The 18,569-nt window shown below is 42.2% G+C and carries 19 protein-coding genes; 1 reads left to right on the top strand and 18 read right to left on the bottom strand.

What is annotated here, in order from left to right; all coding sequences use genetic code 11:
- Positions 1-2: 2 nt before the first annotated feature.
- The 17 genes from glpX to DP73_RS16255 form a co-directional block, all read right to left on the bottom strand.
- A complete protein-coding gene (gene glpX, locus DP73_RS16175) occupies positions 3-974 on the bottom strand; it encodes a class II fructose-bisphosphatase (RefSeq protein ID WP_034600834.1) in 972 nt (323 codons plus the stop codon).
- Between the two features lie 211 nt (positions 975-1,185).
- Positions 1,186-1,824 (bottom strand): fructose-6-phosphate aldolase, encoded by a 639-nt coding sequence (gene fsa / locus DP73_RS16180; protein ID WP_034600835.1) that lies wholly within the window; start codon positions 1,822-1,824, stop codon positions 1,186-1,188.
- Between the two features lie 43 nt (positions 1,825-1,867).
- Positions 1,868-2,722, bottom strand: coding sequence for a class II fructose-1,6-bisphosphate aldolase (locus DP73_RS16185; RefSeq protein ID WP_034600836.1), 855 nt, complete (start codon positions 2,720-2,722; stop codon positions 1,868-1,870).
- Positions 2,713-3,399: a hypothetical protein gene (locus DP73_RS16190; protein ID WP_034600838.1), complete on the bottom strand. Its 687-nt coding sequence runs from the start codon at positions 3,397-3,399 to the stop codon at positions 2,713-2,715. Before DP73_RS16190 ends, DP73_RS16185 begins: the two co-directional genes overlap by 10 nt.
- Positions 3,400-3,507: 108 nt before the next feature.
- Entirely contained in the window at positions 3,508-3,879 is a 372-nt protein-coding gene (locus DP73_RS16195) for a response regulator (RefSeq protein WP_205623403.1), read from the bottom strand.
- 18 nt (positions 3,880-3,897) lie between these two features.
- On the bottom strand, positions 3,898-5,085 hold the full coding sequence (gene alr, locus DP73_RS16200) for an alanine racemase (RefSeq protein WP_034600839.1): 1,188 nt from the start codon (positions 5,083-5,085) through the stop codon (positions 3,898-3,900).
- Between the two features lie 4 nt (positions 5,086-5,089).
- A complete protein-coding gene (locus DP73_RS16205; RefSeq protein ID WP_034600840.1) occupies positions 5,090-6,172 on the bottom strand; it encodes a peptidoglycan bridge formation glycyltransferase FemA/FemB family protein in 1,083 nt (360 codons plus the stop codon).
- 225 nt (positions 6,173-6,397) lie between these two features.
- Complete coding sequence (locus tag DP73_RS16210) at positions 6,398-7,993, bottom strand: CTP synthase (RefSeq protein ID WP_034600841.1); 1,596 nt, start codon at positions 7,991-7,993, stop codon at positions 6,398-6,400.
- Between the two features lie 223 nt (positions 7,994-8,216).
- Positions 8,217-8,624: a DNA-directed RNA polymerase subunit delta gene (gene rpoE, locus DP73_RS16215; protein WP_034600842.1), complete on the bottom strand. Its 408-nt coding sequence runs from the start codon at positions 8,622-8,624 to the stop codon at positions 8,217-8,219.
- Positions 8,625-8,716: 92 nt separating this feature from the next.
- Positions 8,717-10,399, bottom strand: a complete 1,683-nt coding sequence (gene argS, locus DP73_RS16220) for an arginine--tRNA ligase (protein ID WP_034600844.1) — start codon at positions 10,397-10,399, stop codon at positions 8,717-8,719.
- Positions 10,399-10,833, bottom strand: a complete 435-nt coding sequence (locus DP73_RS16225; protein WP_034600845.1) for a DUF1934 domain-containing protein — start codon at positions 10,831-10,833, stop codon at positions 10,399-10,401. The genes argS and DP73_RS16225 overlap by 1 nt, the downstream gene beginning before the upstream one ends.
- 247 nt (positions 10,834-11,080) lie before the next feature.
- A complete protein-coding gene (locus tag DP73_RS16230; RefSeq protein ID WP_034600846.1) occupies positions 11,081-12,445 on the bottom strand; it encodes a PepSY1/2 domain-containing protein in 1,365 nt (454 codons plus the stop codon).
- A gap of 10 nt (positions 12,446-12,455) precedes the next feature.
- Positions 12,456-13,148: a spore cortex-lytic enzyme gene (gene sleB / locus DP73_RS16235; RefSeq protein WP_034600847.1), complete on the bottom strand. Its 693-nt coding sequence runs from the start codon at positions 13,146-13,148 to the stop codon at positions 12,456-12,458.
- 179 nt (positions 13,149-13,327) lie between these two features.
- Positions 13,328-13,891 (bottom strand): hypothetical protein, encoded by a 564-nt coding sequence (locus DP73_RS22125; RefSeq protein WP_052090756.1) that lies wholly within the window; start codon positions 13,889-13,891, stop codon positions 13,328-13,330.
- An 8-nt stretch (positions 13,892-13,899) separates the two neighbouring features.
- Positions 13,900-14,898: a flotillin-like protein FloA gene (gene floA, locus DP73_RS16245; RefSeq protein ID WP_034600848.1), complete on the bottom strand. Its 999-nt coding sequence runs from the start codon at positions 14,896-14,898 to the stop codon at positions 13,900-13,902.
- A gap of 32 nt (positions 14,899-14,930) precedes the next feature.
- Entirely contained in the window at positions 14,931-15,416 is a 486-nt protein-coding gene (locus DP73_RS16250; RefSeq protein WP_034600849.1) for an NfeD family protein, read from the bottom strand.
- Between the two features lie 43 nt (positions 15,417-15,459).
- Positions 15,460-16,029, bottom strand: coding sequence for a DUF1836 domain-containing protein (locus DP73_RS16255; RefSeq protein ID WP_034600851.1), 570 nt, complete (start codon positions 16,027-16,029; stop codon positions 15,460-15,462).
- A 303-nt stretch (positions 16,030-16,332) separates the two neighbouring features.
- Between DP73_RS16255 and DP73_RS16260 the strand changes: the two genes are divergently transcribed.
- Positions 16,333-17,208: a radical SAM protein gene (locus DP73_RS16260; protein ID WP_034600852.1), complete on the top strand. Its 876-nt coding sequence runs from the start codon at positions 16,333-16,335 to the stop codon at positions 17,206-17,208.
- A 73-nt stretch (positions 17,209-17,281) separates the two neighbouring features.
- Here DP73_RS16260 and DP73_RS16265 read toward each other — a convergent pair whose 3' ends face one another.
- Entirely contained in the window at positions 17,282-18,421 is a 1,140-nt protein-coding gene (locus DP73_RS16265; protein WP_034600853.1) for a UDP-N-acetylglucosamine--LPS N-acetylglucosamine transferase, read from the bottom strand.
- Positions 18,422-18,569: the final 148 nt, after the last annotated feature.

Here is an 18,569-nt window from a genome sequence, read left to right on the forward strand (position 1 = left end):
TTTTAACAACCCTTCATAGCATAGCGTGGCTTTTTATCAAAGCTATGCCTTGCTTCAATAAACCGAACTGTTCCAGTCTTACCGCGTGCCACAACAGTATGAGTCAGGGCACCCTTCGCAGTAAAGGTAACCCCCCGTACTAAAGGACCTTCTGTTATTCCCGTGGCAGCAAAAAAAACATCATCGCCCTTTACCAAATCATCCATTGTTAACAATTTATGAACATCCGTAATCCCCAGAGCCTTAGCGCGAGCTATATCTTCATCGTTTTCCGGCCATAAACGCCCTTGCATCTCTCCACCAATACAGCGGAGAGCCGCCGCAGCGAGAACCCCTTCCGGGGCTCCACCAACCCCCATCATCATATCCACACCGGTATCTTCAAAACCACAAGCCACCGCCGGAGATACATCTCCATCAGTAATGAGACGAATTCTCGCCCCACAAGCACGCACATCTTGAATCAGCTTGTGATGTCTTGGCCGATCCATAATTACAACCGTGATGTCCTCCATACTCTTACCTAATGCTTTTGCAACATTGGCAACATTCTCCGCTACCGGGGCATCAAGATTTATCCGACCAACCGCGGCAGGACCTACTGCAATTTTATCCATATACATGTCGGGAGCATGAAGCAAGCAACCCTTCTTGGCGATTGCAACAACCGCTATTGCTCCAGCCATGCCTTTGGCCACTATATTTGTTCCCTCGAGAGGATCAACAGCAACGTCTAACTGAGGTTTTTCTCCGTTGCCAACTCGTTCTCCAATGTATAGCATGGGAGCTTCATCCATTTCCCCTTCCCCAATAACCACTGTCCCATCCATGTGAATAGTATCAAAAACCGCCCGCATCGCTTCTACTGCGGCGTTATCTGCAGCATCTTTATTTCCGAGACCTACCCAGCGCGCCGAGGCTAAGGCCGCAGCCTCTGTCACTCTGGCAAATTCCATTGTAAGTTCTCTCTCCAATTTCAATTCCCCCTTAAATCTTAACCCAACCTTAAAGAATTATTACATTCACTGAAATGAATGCGTCCACTTTTAAAATCTCTATCTTATTGTGACACGCTTTTATTTGTTTTTCAACCAAGTTTCATAGGTACTCTATATAAACATAAAAATTTGGCATCACCTTATCTATTCAGATAGGCCAATGCCAATTTTATCTATAAAAGCAGTTCTATCGTTTTTTCCAATCCGCCAAAAACCTTTCGATTCCGGCATCTGTTAATGGATGCCGGAAAAGTTGCCTCAGTACCCCAAAAGGAACCGTTGCAAAATCCGCTCCTATTTTTGCCGATTCAGTCACATGGACTGGATTTCGTATACTCGCAGCAATAGTTTTGGTTGAAATGCCATGAGCCTGGTAGATCTCGCAAATATCAGCTAACAGATTTAGTCCATTTTCTCCGATATCATCCAGCCGCCCAAGGAAAGGGCTGACATAGGATGCACCGGCCCTAGCTGCCAGTAAGGCCTGGTTAGCTGTAAATATAAGTGTAACGTTTGTTTTTATTCCCTCGCTGCTTAATACTTTTACAGTTTTGAGACCCTCTTCTGTCATCGGAATCTTAATTACAATGTTTGGATGAATAGCAGCCAGTACATGTGCCTCCTGCAACATCCCTTCATAATCAAGGGCTATTACTTCTGCACTGATCGGGCCATCAACAATCCCAATCACCGTGTTAAGAAGTTCATGGAAGTCCATTCCTTCTTTAGCAACTAAACTGGGATTTGTAGTAAGCCCCCCTATTACTCCCATATTCCAAGCTTGCTTAATTTCTTCGATATTTGCAGAGTCTAAGAAAAACTGCATTCAGCTACCTTCTTTCTAAAGTGCATTCTTTCTAGTGGTTGAGTTATGCCTTCCCAACGCTTCCAAAAATTCGAATTTTTTCTTGAATTATCTTTGTAGCCGCTTCTCGAGCAGGCCCTAACATTTTTCGCGGGTCAATTTCCGTCGGATTTCCTTCAAGTGCTTGACGTGCAGCAAATACAAATGCTTCCCGGATATTCGTATCTATATTAACTTTACAAACACCTCGGGAAATAGCTTCACGCAACGCGTCCTCTGGTACTCCTGAAGAACCGTGTAATACCAAGGGTGTGGAGACTCTTTCTCTAATCTGAGTTAAACGATCAAAATCAAGTTTGGGAGTACCCTTGTATTGCCCATGGGCTGTTCCTATGGCAATTGCTAAAGCATCTACTTGAGTTTTCTGTACAAAATACTCAGCTTCTTCTGGGTCAGTAAACAAGGCCTCCCGTTCACTAACCGTAATGTCATCCTCTGTCCCACCGATTTTCCCTAATTCTGCTTCAACCGAAATACCCAAATGCCGTACAGCTTCAATTACTTTGTTCGTTAAAGCAATATTATCTTCAAGAGGATGCTTGGATCCATCAATCATTACTGAAGAAAACCCATGGCGTGCGCATTGCATTACTTGAGCAAAACTTGTGCCATGATCTAAGTGCAAAGCAATTGGCACACTTGCTTTTTCCGCCGCTAACTTGGTTAAGGTCGTAATGTATTCAATTCCCGCATATTTTATTGCACCTTGACTTGCTTGGATGATTACAGGGGCTTTTTCCGCCTCTGCTGCAGCAACTATCGCCTGGACGATCTCCATATTATTACAGTTAAAGGCGCCCACTGCATATTTTCCTTTTTGCGCCTTATCTAATAATTCGACCATCGATACTAACGCCATTTCTTTTCCTCCTCCATTGATCTCGAGACATGTTGACCCCGCAACGGACTATTGATAAGCCAAGTCTTATTCTCTTCCAAATAAACAGATTTTATTCCTTCAATTTGACGGATATTATCTGAGCTGTCCGCATAAATAATCCCCACCGCTTCACAGCATTCACAATAAAGCTCGACACGGTCTGGCAACAGTTCAAAGGTTAACTGGCGATTGCCACAGGCGCACCCTAAATCTCCTTGCCTAGCTAAGCGGCGAAGATAATCTAAAACCCCAAGCATTACTTCGGGATTTTCAAACTCTTCCTCATACCCTAACTCTAAAGCCAATTCCCCGAGGGATTTTTCACGTTCACGACAAGCCTGTGTAACTTTTTGCTTTGATCCGATATAACCGACCGAAGCCCCCACATCAGGGCAAGTAAGGGGCAGAGCTTCTTTTCCCCAGATTGCATGATGGTTTAATTTTAAATAATGGGTCTCCCCACAGTAAGCACAAGCATATGCGACGTTAAACTGTCTCCGATTTCTGCTGGTTACAGACATCAGTTGACGTCCACAACCACAATGGAGATTCTTACGTCCTTGCCGAGAAAATGCAAAGAGAGAGAGGGCATGAAATTCTAGCTCTCCACATTGGGAACACTGTATAGCTATCGTAGTATTTGTCGTTAGAATCATAATTCCCACCTCTTCCTACAGCTTATACTTCGTCATGCAAGAAGATTTTCCTGCCTTTCCTATAAAAGAAAACTAGGTCAGTCAGGAGGGAACCACTTTCTAAGGAAATTAGGCCTTAATTAATATCTCTCTTACCCGTTCTCTCAATTCAAATAAATCAAAAGGCTTGCCTAGATAATGGAGAATTCCAAGCTCCTTAGCTTGCTCCATATTTTGAGCATCGCCATAGGCTGTCATCATAATCACGCCAACGTGACGGTCTAAAGAACGAATTTGCCTTAAAGTTTCAATCCCGTTCATCCCCGGCATCTTCATGTCCATTAAAATAAGATTTGGCTTAAATGATTTCAATAATTCAACAGCCTCTTCTCCATTCGCAGCCATCTCAACCTCGTGCTGATCCTCTCGGAAGGTCTCAAAGAGTAGGCGACGCACACCAAGTTGGTCATCTACTACAAGAATCTTAGCCACTCCCCACATCCCTTTCCTTTATGAAATCTAAAGTGAATATTCTGTATTTGTTGTTGAAAGTCCTTCTTCAATAGTTCGTTCTGACAAAATTCGTCCGCCTTGTTTATATTTTCTATGTATCCGTGGATTCGCTAATGTCCTTCGCAATGGGATTCTAACCTCATCTCCTAACGTACAAGCTTGCATTCCAACGTCAAGTACTGTAAGCTGCATTCCGATCTTCCCGGCAACTCGAACAGTCCGTCCCCCTAATTCTACTCGTTCTTGACCAAGAAAAATACCTATTAAGGCAGCAAAATTTTTTATGACTATTTTTATAAAATCCACCCATCCTTGCGGAACAAAATGGGGGGCTATTCCTAGTCCATCTGCATATCCCACCGGGATTACCGCCAGCTGAGTAGTTGACTTAGTACGGTAGATGCTTTGATACCCCACATATGTACCTTTGGGAACTTGTCGCAAATGAACAATTCGGCTCTTGGCAATCCATGGGTCTTTTAATGATAATTTCCCGCTATAGCCCGGCCCTGGGTAATGCCCAATTAAGAGTGTTCCAATACGGACAAAGTCAAGGTGCCACTCAGGATAATCCAGATAAGCAGCACTGTTACAAACATGTTTCCATTCAGGATTAATTCCCAATTCCTCCAAGCGAGTAACTAGGGTCTTAAAGGTGGCATATTGTTCTGAAGTATAGCGCTTATCCCTCTGGGCAGCCCGAGCAAAATGAGTATATACTCCCCTAACCTTTAAACGATCCGCACTCCCTAGTAATTTAGATAGCTCACCAAGCTCGGCTAAGCGAAAGCCGGTTCTGCCCATACCCGTTTCCAGTTTGAGCTGTACATGGGCGTCCTGATACAGGCTGAGGCAGACCTCATTCAGTTTAGCAATTAGTGATAACTCTGTGATTGTTAGTTGTAATTGTGATTTAATGGCTTCCGGCCATTCTTCTTGGGTGGTCGGCCCAAGTACTAAAATAAGTCCCTTTATCCCACTTTTACGTAAGATTAGCCCCTCTTCAACCTTGGTAACCGCAAAAGCTTCACATCCCACTTGCTCTAAGGCAAGAGCTACTTGAACTGCGCCTAAACCATAGGCATCAGCCTTGACAACTGCCATACATCTTGCTTTAGGATGGAGGTGCTTAATTATTTCTTGATAATTATTTACTATGGCATCCAAGTCCACTTCGATCCATGTTCCAGACATGGTGTCATCTCCTCCGCACTCGCCGTAACTTAGCGATTACTCCCTTTAAAACATCGGAATAAAGCGGTTCCAAATGATTCCAGAGGAAATACGTAATCGGCCTATACACCAAATCCCATTCTCCGATGAACTCTGTATACTCGCCATTAAACCCCTTCTTAAAGCGATAAAGGCCATAAAGGGGATTCTCCTCCGTCAAATGCCCGGGCACCCCTCGAAAATCATACAGCGTGCATCCTAATGACTTGGCCCAACGTATCATTTCCCATTGTATCAAGTAGTTAGGCATAACATTGCGATGAGCATTGGAGGAAGCCCCATATATATACCAAGCTTTATTTCCAATGACAAAGGCCAATGTACCCGAGATAATATTCCCTTCATACTCAGCAATAAATAATTCTCCTAAGCCCACAGGAACCAAGGAATCATATAGGTCTTCAAAATAGGAATAAGCTCTCACTAAAAAACGGTCACGTTCAGTAGTCTCTTTGAGGACACGATAGAAATCCGGCAAATCTTCACGAGTTCCTTTGCGAATTTGAACCCCTTTCTTCTGAGCCAAACGAATATTATACCGGGTTTTTTGCTGCATATTATTAAGAAGAGTCTGCTCGTCCGGGGAAATATCCAAACGAAACACATACTTTGGCTGAACTCCTTCAAAGCCCTTCCCACTCTCAGCCGATTTAAAACCTCTAGATATTAAGTACTGTTCTAACTCTTTTTCTGAAGAGGGCAAATCAGGATCAACCTTTAAAAAAATCGCTCCTCGTTTTTTAGCTAATTTCTTAATTTCAGCTAAAACTAAATCAAACAACTCAGCATTTTTCCAGTCGACTACCGGCCCCCTAGACGCATAAAAGATAGGAATTCCTACCACCGGAATCTTTCTTTCAAGTATTGAGATTGCTGCCACAATTTCGTGGTTATTTTCAACAATCAATCGCCAAGGCTGCCATCCCGTCCTGCTTTTGATTTCCCCCCACTCCCAAGTTTGGAGCACGTGTCCTTTGGGGTGTTTTGCCAAAAACTCATTAAAGCGTGTATGCTCACTCTTATCGATCCACCTAGCAATATAGGTCATCGGTTCAATCCCCTTCCTCTAACCATTCTTCCCATGGTTCGATTCCTCTAATCAATTCATTCTGCCGTATTATACAGGAAGAGTCCATGCCATACCCTCCTACGGGGGTGGCAGAACTCTTCCTGTCGGGATTCGAAGCGAGAAGCGCGAGGTTCTCAATAATGAACCTCGCGCTAGTTCGTAAGCCATAACCTCCTAGGCTGGAACTTTGTCCTTAAGCAACAATTATTTCGAAAGCGTCGCCCGTATAAACTCCCTAAATAGCGGGTGTGCTCTATTCGGTCGTGATTTAAACTCCGGATGGAACTGAGAAGCGACAAACCAAGGATGATCGAGGAACTCTGAAATTTCAACTAACCGTCCATCAAGAGACGTTCCTGAAAACCTTAATCCTACCTTCTCCAACTCTGCTCGGAACTGGTTGTTAACCTCATACCGATGACGATGACGTTCATAAACAACTTGGTCTTGATAAGCTTGATAGGCCTTACTGCCCTCTACCAGTTTCGCAGGAGAAATTCCCAAGCGCATGGTACCACCCTTGTCTTCGATGTCCTTTTGCTCCGGAAGAATATCAATAACTGGGTAAGGTGTATCTGCGTCAAACTCTGTACTGTTAGCTCGTTCCATACCGCACAGATTACGGGCGATTTCTATGATCGCTGTTTGCATTCCTAAGCAAATACCCAGAAAAGGAATTTTACCTTCTCTTGCGTAGCGAATCGCTTCAATTTTTCCCTCAATCCCTCGGTTTCCAAAACCTCCCGGAACCAGGATTCCATCCACACCTGCTAAATACTTTTCAGCCGATTCTTCTTCAATGTTCTCTGAATCAATCCAACGAATTTTGATTTTAGCACCGTGCTCAGTTCCCGCAGACCGCAAAGCTTCTGCTACGCTTAGATAAGCATCCGGAAGTGCAACATATTTACCTACAATTGCGATCTCGATCTCACGAGTTGGAGATTTAATCTTTTCAACCATATTTTTCCATTCGGTCATGTCCGCAGCAGGAGCTTCAAGACCTGCACTGCGCAGAACAATATCATCAAAGCCTTCCGCTTGAAGCATAAGGGGAACTTCGTAAATGGTTGAGGCATCTAGACACTGTACAACAGCTTCTAAATCCACGTCACAAAGCAACGCTAACTTTTCCTTCATCTCTTTGGAAAGAGCCTTTTCTGTTCGGCAAACAATTATTGAGGGCTGAATACCAATTCCACGCAATTCTTTAACAGAGTGCTGAGTTGGTTTTGTCTTCAATTCACCAGACATAGCCAAGTATGGGACTAGGGTGACATGAATATAAATAACATTTTCTCGCCCAATATCATTTTTCATTTGGCGGATAGCTTCTAGAAACGGCAAAGACTCAATGTCTCCAACGGTACCACCAATTTCAGTAATTACAAAGTCAGGATGACTCTCTCTAGCAACTCGATAAACCCGCTCTTTAATCTCATTGGTGATATGAGGAATAACTTGAACTGTTCCTCCTAAATAATCTCCTTTACGCTCTTTTCGTATAACCGACCAGTAGACCTTACCCGTTGTAACATTACTGTTCTTCGAGACCGGCACATCGATGAAGCGCTCATAGTGGCCTAGATCTAAATCTGTCTCTGCCCCATCATCCGTAACAAACACTTCACCGTGTTGGTACGGACTCATTGTCCCAGGGTCAATGTTAATATAGGGGTCAAACTTTTGAATTGCCACTTTAAAACCCCTATTTTTCAAAAGACAACCCAGGGATGCGGCAGCGATTCCTTTGCCAAGGGAAGACACCACTCCGCCAGTTACGAAAATAAATTTTGTCATGAGCTTTACCATTTCCTTTCAGAGCTTAAATGTTGGGCCAAAACACATAAATAAAGCTAGTTTCGCACTAGCTTTATTCTACCAGTCAATTGACTATGTTTATTTTGCATAAGTAGTCCAGCTATTCCCGATCATGAATATTTCCTTACCCTTATTTTAGCTACACTTCTAAAGGATGTCAAGGTGACCTGCATCCTTTAGAAGTGTCTTTATTATAATCTGACTACCACTTTTCTCCACGTTGACCTTCATCCGCTTCATCAAAAACTTCATCCGTTTCGGAAATATCCTCGTCCAAGGATTCATCCTCTAAATCCTCCGAGTCAGATTTATCATCTTCATCCAAAGAACCTTTGTTTATCAGAGTTACCGCCGGTGCCCGACGAGACGTTTTTGCAGGCTCCCAAACTTTCAATCCCCATTCGCCCTTTCCGAGGAATGTAAATCTTGTGTCTAGATTAATCTGGGTGAGTGCCGCAGCTACCCGTATAGCCTCTTGAGAAATTCCTAAACGTTGAAGCACTTCTTCGATCAAGTTTTGATAATGCATCGGATTACCTTGGGTTTTTAGAACCTCATATGCTATATCTGCTTCCGTTGGTTTGTCTTTTCTACTTAAAGAGTGGGTCAAAAAACTCCACCGCCCTTCGTCGTTTTGAATATCACTATATTCGGCCCACCCCTAAATATTTCCTGCTAATCCCTGGCCTAAACATTATAAATTTACATTCTTTCTGGGGCTGATACGCCTAGTATATTTAATACATTACCTACAATTTGCTTCACAGCTCTAACCAAGCTCAAACGTGCTCTTCGCAAAGCTTCATCTTCAACAAGTACACGTTGACTATTATAAAAGGTATGAAAGAGTCCTGCTAAATCAAGGACATAACGGGCCAGTCTATGGGGTTCCATCAAGCGTGCCGCAACGATAATTTCACTTGGATAATCCGCCATCTTCTTAAGTAATTCTCGTTCCTCAGTACTGTTCAAGAGCAAAAGCTCCTCTTCGGTAGGTGGAGTATCCAAGGTGCCTAACTCATCAGCTTGACGCAAAATACTGCATAAACGGGCATACGCATACTGAACATAGTAAACCGGGTTATCCGATGACTGTGATTTAGCTAAATCCATATCAAATTCCACGGTAGAATCAGGATCCCTTAGAATAAAGAAGAACCGCGCGGCATCTTTTCCTACTTCGTCCATCAATTCCCGCAATGTAATGTACTGACCGGAACGTTTAGACATTTTTACTACTTCACCATTTTGGATGAGTCGGACTAGTTGCATAAGAATTATTTGAAGATTTTCGGAATCATACCCTAAAGCAGACATGGCACCCTTCATTCGAGCCACATGCCCATGATGATCCGCCCCCCAAATGTTGATGACTTTGTTAAACCCCCGGTCAAATTTATTGCGATGATAAGCGATATCAGCAGCAAAATAAGTTGGGGAACCATTGCTTCTAATGACTACCTCATCTTTTTCATCACCAAATTGTGTAGACTTAAGCCAGTGGGCGCCTTCCTTTTCGTAAATGTACCCCTTATTTTCTAGGTCTTCCATCGTTGAACGAACTGCACCTGAATCATGCAGGGATTGTTCGTTAAACCAAACATCATAGGTGACTCCGAAATCTTCTAAGGTTTCTCGAATATTCCTCATTTTTTCATCTAAGGCATAGCGAACCATCAACTCTCTTCTTAATCCCGGTTCAACGGATAAGTATTTATCCCCTTCTTTAGCAATTAAACCCTTGATTGTGTCAATCAGGTCTTCACCGTGATAACCACCTTCCGGAAAAGGGACATCCTCACCAAGTTGCTGCAAATACCTGGATTCCAGGGATAAACCAAAATTATGTATTTGGTTTCCAGCATCATTGATATAGAATTCTCGAGTAACCTCGTACCCGGCCTTAGCAAGTAATGAAGCCAAACTGTCACCCAAGGCTGCCCCTCGAGCATTACCCATATGCAGTAATCCAGTAGGGTTAGCGCTAACAAACTCTACTTGTAACTTTTGGCCCTTTCCAATATCCCCTTCTCCGTAACTTTCCCCAGCTTTTAACACCTCCGTAATAACCCCGGTGAGCCAGGCAGGGTTTAAGCGAAAGTTAATAAAACCAGCTCCTGCAATTTCAGAGGATTCAATCCATGTCCCGCTAGTTTCCATATGCTTAATGAGTGCAGCAGCAATATCTCGAGGGGAGCGCTTTGCCTGCTTAGCCAACACCATAGCTAGATTCGAGGCCAAGTCTCCACGTTGCTTTTCTCTCGGCTCCTCTAAAACGAAACTTGGCAATTCCTCAAAATTTAATTCCCCAACTGCCTTAGCCTTATTTGCAGCTTCAACTAAATGGTTTGTAATCTTTGTCTTTATATTCTCGTAGAGACTCATTAAGGGATATCCTCCTTTACGTTTACCAACAGACCATTGTGACTTACCAACTTATCATCGACAAAAAGGTCATATTCTAGACTAATACGTCCCCCATGGACTGTCAAGTCAGACTCTACTTTGTGGGGTAAGACGCTTAACCATAGTTTCCCATAACAGGTGGTATAAATACTGTTGTTAAGTATTCCCTTCCTAAATTCTTGTGTCAAATCCACGGCACCTTTGCGATTTAAGATAACCGCTCCTGCTTTTATCGTTATAAACGTTGTCACCTCACCTAGATCCGTAGTATTCTTTTCCTCTTCCTTATATACTACATAAAAAACTCCGTTTCGTTCATAAAACTTCCCAAAGGTCAGCAATTCCTGTTGATCTTCTTGCCCTTCTGGATATTTTTGTGTCCCTTTGATTTGAATTGATGCATTTTTTTGCATAGAAATCGCTCCTTCCTTATGAAAAGTCATGATGAATGAATTATAACGTATAATTTGTATAAGTGCCTATTCTCGTAAATTAATAAAAATCCTTTATTGTTTATCAAGAAATTAAAAACAATATACATAACCCTTAGGATATCCTGTAGAAGAATGATTGCGAAAAAACTTTTTAACCTCAGATTAAATTGAAAGCACTAATTGCGAGAGGGAGATTTCCCTCTCGCTTATCATTGTTCAGTGGATTTTACTTAAGGTATTCTCCTCGCGGCGTCTTAATAATACGTTGGATTTTCTCCTCGGCACCATTGGTTGCATTTAGATATATAAGGTATTCTTCCCCTTGATACCGACCTCGAAACTCATAACTATAAACTTCCTTATTCCCGCTTTTCGGAATAACGGCTAAACGACTCTCTAAAACCTGAAAATTCGGTCGCAATTTACGTACAGCCTGCTCCATTGTAAGTTTTGCTGGGAAAGTCCGTTCATGATGAAAAGCATAATAGGGTGTAGCATCAAATCCTACAAGCTGACCATTGTCCAAAGCAATCATCAGACGCACCTTATCGGGGTAAATCCTCACCCCATCTTTTTCATAGACGGCATCAAATTGAACATATGAACCAAACTCTTCACTTGAAGTTATCGCTACTTGTTGCCAACCTAAGGCTTGCAAAATAGCCTTCGCTTTGTTGGATGCATCTTCTACCTTGAGTGTCTTAGGTTCAATCGCTCTTTGATCACGATAGAGGACGATAGCCCCACCTTGACGGCTAACCTCCAGATAGGATTCTTTGTAGTTGAAAATATAACAAGCAAGTTCCGTTTGGGATTCTCCCGAAAATTCGGGGGTTGCATCGGCATACCCAATTTTACTTAGGAAATCTCGGGCCTTTTCCAAGGCTTGATCTTTTGTCACTTCTCCCGCCGGGAGGCCCAATGGTTTTGCAACAACTCGAGTAGAATACTCCCCCGTATACGAAAACGGAGGAAGCTTTTGTAAGCCCGCATCTAGCTGATCAAGACCAGAGCTTACTGATTTAGAAGGAGCTTCCGAGCCATCCGCTGCAGCCTCAGCAACTTGAGTACCTAAGCCCAGCCGTTGCCTCCAGGATGGATCAGGATCTGTCCAAACTAACTTTTCTGTGTCCATTCTAAGAATTAAGTCTTGAACTTGTTGATTAACCGGCATCAGACGTTCATGCATATCTCTTAGAGTTGTTTCTTCTTCAGAAGTAATCGCACCTCCCCCAGCAACTCTTTGAGCTAAAATCCGTGCAAACTCACCGGACTGTGTTAAGAATTGACCTACATAACTCAGTCCTGTCTGCTGGGCAGGGATTTGAGCGAAATCCTTAAGGGCCGCCTCACTTTTACTAGAGACTTGGCTTAAGTAAAGTATCTTTTGAGCAGGATTACTAGCCACATTTCCCTTAGCCAAATCTGTTTCCAATTGATCAAGATGGCTTGCAAAATCGTTCAAAGCCCTTCGATTATTATTTTCTGCAGCAAGCCTGTATTCTCCCGCTAAGCGATATTCATTCCAACCCCAGCCCAGCGAAATTAACAAGGCTAAGGCTATAGCACCGATCCAAAGTTTTCTGTGCATACTTGTCCCCCTACTTCGTAAACATATGATTTCCGATTTGTTTAATCTGTGGCCGAGACCAAATGTATTTGTTGGATGTTTTCGCCGGATTAAAAAAGAAGAGCGCTCCGCCGGAGGGGTCGGATCCGGTTACTGCTTCTTGTGCAGCACGTATCGCAGATGCTGAAGGAGGCAAATTGATTTGACCATCATCTACACTGGAAAAGGCTCTCGGTTGATAAACGATATCTGCAACTGTTTTTGGGAAGGCAGGATCCGCAATCCGGTTTAAGATGACTGCGGCTACAGCCACTTGGCCAATGTAAGGTTCTCCTCTTGCCTCAGCATTTACCGCTCGAGCCAATAGATTAGTGTCAATGTTTTTATAACCTACAGCCTTTCCTGATGCATTAGTGCTCTGCCCAGTTAAGCGCTTTAGTTCCTTGATAGTTTGTGTTCCAGCTAATCCATCGACTCTTAGCCCATGCTCCTTTTGAAAGCGTCGTATCGCTGCTTCAGTTTTGGATCCGTATTTTCCATCAACGGTTCCAACAGTATAACCTAACTGAACCAACTTCTTTTGTAATTCCGTTACTTCAGACCCCTTACTCCCTCTGCCTAGTAACCGATCGCCTAAAGCTGCATAGGCAAACCCAGACAGAGTTATGCTCAGTAATAATCCGATGGTTATAACCATCCTCCAATGCCTAATGTGTACTTTCATACCCTCACCTCACTTTATTGATAGTCTTTAGTGTGGCAAAGTTCGAAAGAAATTATCCAGCTATAACCTATAAATGCCAATAATATTATTTTATTCAGATTCTAGACTGTTACTATACTTAAAAAATGCAAATAGCCATAGGTGTTTAACCCATGGCTATTTGTGCAATTTCCCTCTTTTTATGGACGAGATCCCTTAAATGGCTGCAATGCTCTTGGTTTTCCCAGAACTTCCGCCCAAACAATTCCCCGTATGAGGTTCTTTTCTTCAAGAGAAAAAGTCAGACCCTCTGCAATTTTTTCTCTCTCGGGCATCCTTTCATCGAGGTTTTCCTCTCTATCACGGTAGGTTTCTACTTCATAATTTCCTTGGTAGCTGCTTGTTCCTTCAATCCCCTGGGTTCCTTCAACTCCTTGTGTACCCTCAACTCCTTGGGTTCCTTCAACTCCCTGTGTCCCTTCAGTTTGAACAAATCCATCCATAAAACTTCTTGTTTCAGTTACTTCTATGGATTCTGCCCGAACCGGCTTTTCTTCTAATTGACGTGAGCTTTGAGTAAATGCTTGTTGCATCTGTTCCTGCCAAGATCCCTTGGCTGGTTCCTTCAGAACCTCTCTTATACTCTTCGGCAATTTAGCGGGATGAGAGAAATTTCTCGGAGTTTGCTGCTTACCCTTCTTGATAAGTGAGCCAATTAGTTGAAAAATCACCCAAATGATAATTACAACAGTGAAGACCGACATGATTTCACCTACTTCTTGGTTGTGCTATCATTGCCTGAGTCAGATTTCCCCGCTTGAGCAATGGTTCCTCTCATTTGGGTGTCCGAAATAATATTTTGCATATTATAATAGTCCATTACACCTAGTTTGCCATCTCTTAAAGCTTGAGCCATAGCTTTTGGCACTTCAGATTCTGCTTCGACAACCTTTGCCCGCATTTCTTCAACTGATGCTCTCATTTCTTGTTCTTTAGCAACAGCCATAGCACGTCGTTCCTCAGCTTTTGCCTGAGCAATACGTTTGTCTGCTTCGGCCTGATCCATCTGGAGTTGTGCCCCAATATTTTTTCCTACATCAACATCCGCCATATCAATGGATAGGATTTCAAAAGCCGTTCCCGCGTCAAGTCCCTTTGCCAAAACTGTTTGAGAAATCAGCTCCGGCCTTTCTAATACGGCTTTATGGGATTCGGATGAACCAATACTGGTTACGATACCTTCCCCAACCCGTGCAATAATTGTCTCTTCACCGGCTCCACCGACAAGTCTATCGATATTAGCTCGCACTGTTACTTTTGCCCTAACTCTAAGTTCAATTCCGTTTTGAGCCACTGCAGATACAACAGGGGTCTCAATTACTTTTGGATTAACTGACATTTGAACAGCCTGCAGAACATCCCGTCCTGCTAAATCGATAGCTGCCGCACGCTCGAAGGGCAGCGGAATAGCTGCTCGTTCCGCAGCAATTAAAGCATTTACAACTCTATCAACATTACCACCTGCCAAGTAGTGTGCTTCAAGTTGATCTGTAGTAACCGTCAAGCCGGCTTTATGCCCTTTAATCATGGGACTTACAATTTTAGACGGGACTACTCTTCTTAACCGCATACCAATCAAATTAAAAATTCCAACATTAACCCCTGCCGCCAATGCGGATATCCAGAGCCCAACAGGGATGAAGGTTAAAATAACACTTAAGACAATAAAACCCAGAAAAAACATCGCCAGAGTTAAATATAATGGATTCATTCATTGCCCGACCGCAGTCGAGCTTCACCTCCTTATAATCTTTCTTCTCGAACAATGATTCGAGATCCTTCGACTCCGATAATTTTAATAGTTGTTCCTAAGCCTATAAAGCCCCCTTCCGTGACAACGTCTAACTTAACACCATTAAAATCACCTGTTCCCGCTGGTCGTAATTGAGTTAGCGCTATTCCTATTTGACCCAGGTACATTTCATACTGTGGTTTTGGGGCAACATACCCTTCCTTTGATGTTTGACGAGTGCTTAAAGAAAACTTCTTCCACAATCTCTGTGTCCTGGGTGATTTTAAACTTAGGTAAATGATAATACCCAAAACGATCAGCGCCCCAGCAGTGAAAATCAACCCTTCTAAAAGAGAATCTGTCACTAAAAATATGCCCGAGATTAAAGCAGCTATCCCCAAAATACCACTGACTCCAAAACCTGGAATAACAAAAATCTCAATTGCCAACAATGCGATTCCTAGTAGAATCAGCCCAATAATAATACTCTGAGACACTTCCTTCTCCTCCTTTCTGTTGGCTAAGCGTACTTATATATCCTTAAGTTTCTAAACTATTTAACCATCGCTTAGCAATTTGTTTATATAAATTAGCTCTCGCCAATAAATTTAGAATAACCAACGTAGTCTCAACCTTTTCCCGGTCATCTTCCGGCATTTCATCTTCGGACAGGGTTTGCTCAACTTCTTTCTCTAATTCTCGAAGGGATTTCTCCCAGTCCATCTGGGTACAGTCAAAAGTTTCGCTGTAATACCGGTAAAGTTTAGTAGGATTAATTCTGTCATCCGAGGTATCTAAAAGGCTTTGATTAACATAACCAAGTAATTGGGAGACTTCTTCAAGGGATAAAATATCTCGCAAATCATTAATGAGCAGAATGTTCGCAACTTGTTCCCTGCTATACTTTCTTCTTAAGGGATTGGGAAGGTACTTGCGTCTAACCCAATTTTGTACATGAGTAGGATTAATATCATTTTGGCTAACCCGTTTAGCCACTTCAACTACCTGCGCCAACATCATTGAATCTAATTCTAAATACGGCAGAGCCTTTTGTTTCGGTTCTAAATCATTCAACACATTTCGAATTGCTTGTAAATGTTTTACATTCATTATCTCACCTACTTATGTTCTTTTTAACAACCAACGTCCTGATGATGTTATTATATGATCATTGTGATCACTTGTCAATGTTATTTTAAACTCTATATATTATATTCACTTCCTCTTCAAGAAGTTTTCGTACCCTCTTCGATTACCAAAATCATCTCCCGCCTCTGCACTTTAATAAGGGCCCCCACTGAAGAATCCGTGTCTCGGAATTTGATGAAAATCTCATTATGAATTAAATGCAGGGACTTCCTACATCATTGTAGAACAAAGAGACTATAATATAATTGGGAGATGGTGGATTATATGTTCTATGAAGGTAAAATTTTTCGTCCTCCAAGTGAGGCGAAAAGCGTTATTTTACAGATCTCTGTTGGGTGTAAACATAACGCTTGCACATTTTGCACAATGTATAAGGACAAATCTTTTAGGATTAAATCACGAGCTGAAATCAAAGAAATTCTTAGCGTTGCCCAGGCTCAGGAACCAGACGCCGAACGAGTTTTTTTGGCAGACGGAGATGCAATTGCTATTAACACTGACCTGCTGACTGAAATTCTTGATCAACTCTATCAAAAATTTCCTCATTTAAAGAGAGTTGGAATTTATGGCGGCCCTAAAGACATACTTTCCAAGAGCTCAGAAGAATTAGCAACCTTAAAGGCCCATGGACTTAATATCGTCTATTTAGGTGTAGAAAGCGGTAATGAAGGTATTCTAAGGTCTGTTTGTAAGGGGGTCACCACTGACCAAATGATTGCTGCGGGACAAAGGGTTAGAGCAAGCGGTTTAACACTATCCTGCACAGTTATTATCGGTCTGGGAGGAAAGGCTCTTTCCCAGGAACATGCCATTGATACCGCTCATGTTATCAGCCAAATAGACCCTCAATATTTAGGTGCCCTTACATTAATGTTAGAAGAGGATGCCCCTCTTGCAAAAGCTATAAAAGATGGCTCCTTCCAACTTCTCAGTCCCTTCGAATCTTTAAAAGAACTTAGAACTATGCTTGGGAATCTTAAGGTATCAAACTGTATCTTTCGGAGTAATCACGCCTCGAACTATCTGCCGCTTCGAGCTACCCTTCCAGAAGACAGAGATGAATTGTTAAAGACTTTAGATAGTATCATTAATAATCATACTGTAGAGCGACTTCGTCCCGAGTACTGGAGAGGGCTCTAACATAAAAAAAGAAGCATAAATTGATACTCAATTTTGCTTCTTTTTCTTAAACTTCTTTTTTCTTAAACCAAAGTTACGCTAACATTTCTTTTTTAACCAACCTAAGCATCTCATCAACCGCACATTTTGTAGAATGACCAGGTAAGGCAGTAGCTGTCTTATCTCTCATTTTCTGAACTTCTTCAGGATAGGTCAAGAAATAATTTATCAACTGACCTAATTCCTGTTCAGTCTGAGCAACGATTCCCGCTCCTATCTTCTGAACAAAGTGTGCATTTTCTTCTTCTTGTCCAGGTATCGGCTTGAATATTAGAAGCGGTAAACGCTTAGTTAGCGCTTCCGAAACCGTTAATCCACCAGCTTTAGTAATTATAAGGTCAGAGACAGCCATTAATTCTTCAACATTATGGACATATTTCAACCTCACTAGAGGGTTACAACCTTGAGCGCTGAGCTCTTTCAAGGATTCATAAAGTTTTTCATTTTTTCCACACACAATTATAGCTTGAACGGGAACTTTAGAATCAACTAGTTTCCGGCAAATTCTATTTGCGCTCTTTAAAATCCCATAGGATCCTCCCATTACTAAAAAGGTAGGTATCCCCGACTTTAGACCTAACTTAGAAAATATTAACTCTCGGTTTACAGTTTCTTCGAATTTCGGACTTACTGGTATCCCAGTAACATGAATACACTCCGCCTTTATCCCCCAGGCTTGTAAACTATTCTTAACTTCTCCACAGGCAACTATGTATCGATCAACACCGGGATGAACCCAATGACTGTGAACCGTATAGTCAGTAATTATCGTAACTACAGGAATCTGTAGAATCTTTTCATATCGTAATTGGGCTAACACGGACGAAACTGTTGGATAAGTACACACGATAAAGTCCGGTTTAAAGGTCTTAATATACTTCAAGAAATCATTGCGTCCTAATTTATTTAAAAACTGTTGGCTTATTGAGCGGGGCTGAACCATAGATGTTCTGTAATAAAAACGCCCCCATAGTTTCGGGATATGATTGATAATTTCACCATAGACACTCTTGATCATCGAATTAATGGGTTTACTTAGAAAATCTCCAAAATCGAGGTGAGTAATGGTTGCAGAAGGTTCCTGAATACGTATCCCTTCAATAACAGCTTCCGCTGCCCGCAAATGTCCGTTTCCGAATGATGCGGAGAATACAAGAACCTTTAATTGTTTCAAAAGTTTACTACCTCCTTCTTAATAAGAGCTGTTTATATGACGATATCACGACTCAGTCAACTTGTACAGCCAAGTCAGCATAAACCTCAAAAAGCAAGGAGTTCAGGATATCTACAACCTAATACGTAGAATGGGAAACTCCCAGAAT

It is taken from the genome of Desulfosporosinus sp. HMP52 (assembly GCF_000765145.1).
Lineage (GTDB): Bacteria > Bacillota > Desulfitobacteriia > Desulfitobacteriales > Desulfitobacteriaceae > Desulfosporosinus.

Excerpts from the sequence above, each read along its gene's own strand:
- DP73_RS16255 (WP_034600851.1), bottom strand. The coding sequence starts at position 16,029 with ATGAATGTAAAACATTTACAAGCAATTCGAAATGTGTTGAATGATTTA.
- DP73_RS16260 (WP_034600852.1), top strand. The coding sequence starts at position 16,333 with ATGTTCTATGAAGGTAAAATTTTTCGTCCTCCAAGTGAGGCGAAAAGC.
- DP73_RS22125 (WP_052090756.1), bottom strand. The coding sequence starts at position 13,891 with ATGTCGGTCTTCACTGTTGTAATTATCATTTGGGTGATTTTTCAACTA.
- DP73_RS16195 (WP_205623403.1), bottom strand. The coding sequence starts at position 3,879 with ATGTGGGGAGTGGCTAAGATTCTTGTAGTAGATGACCAACTTGGTGTG.
- sleB (WP_034600847.1), bottom strand. The coding sequence starts at position 13,148 with ATGAAAGTACACATTAGGCATTGGAGGATGGTTATAACCATCGGATTA.
- DP73_RS16210 (WP_034600841.1), bottom strand. The coding sequence starts at position 7,993 with ATGACAAAATTTATTTTCGTAACTGGCGGAGTGGTGTCTTCCCTTGGC.
- argS (WP_034600844.1), bottom strand. The coding sequence starts at position 10,399 with ATGAGTCTCTACGAGAATATAAAGACAAAGATTACAAACCATTTAGTT.
- DP73_RS16230 (WP_034600846.1), bottom strand. The coding sequence starts at position 12,445 with ATGCACAGAAAACTTTGGATCGGTGCTATAGCCTTAGCCTTGTTAATT.
- DP73_RS16205 (WP_034600840.1), bottom strand. The coding sequence starts at position 6,172 with ATGACCTATATTGCTAGGTGGATCGATAAGAGTGAGCATACACGCTTT.
- alr (WP_034600839.1), bottom strand. The coding sequence starts at position 5,085 with ATGTCTGGAACATGGATCGAAGTGGACTTGGATGCCATAGTAAATAAT.
- fsa (WP_034600835.1), bottom strand. The coding sequence starts at position 1,824 with ATGCAGTTTTTCTTAGACTCTGCAAATATCGAAGAAATTAAGCAAGCT.
- DP73_RS16225 (WP_034600845.1), bottom strand. The coding sequence starts at position 10,833 with ATGCAAAAAAATGCATCAATTCAAATCAAAGGGACACAAAAATATCCA.
- DP73_RS16185 (WP_034600836.1), bottom strand. The coding sequence starts at position 2,722 with ATGGCGTTAGTATCGATGGTCGAATTATTAGATAAGGCGCAAAAAGGA.
- floA (WP_034600848.1), bottom strand. The coding sequence starts at position 14,898 with ATGAATCCATTATATTTAACTCTGGCGATGTTTTTTCTGGGTTTTATT.
- DP73_RS16190 (WP_034600838.1), bottom strand. The coding sequence starts at position 3,399 with ATGATTCTAACGACAAATACTACGATAGCTATACAGTGTTCCCAATGT.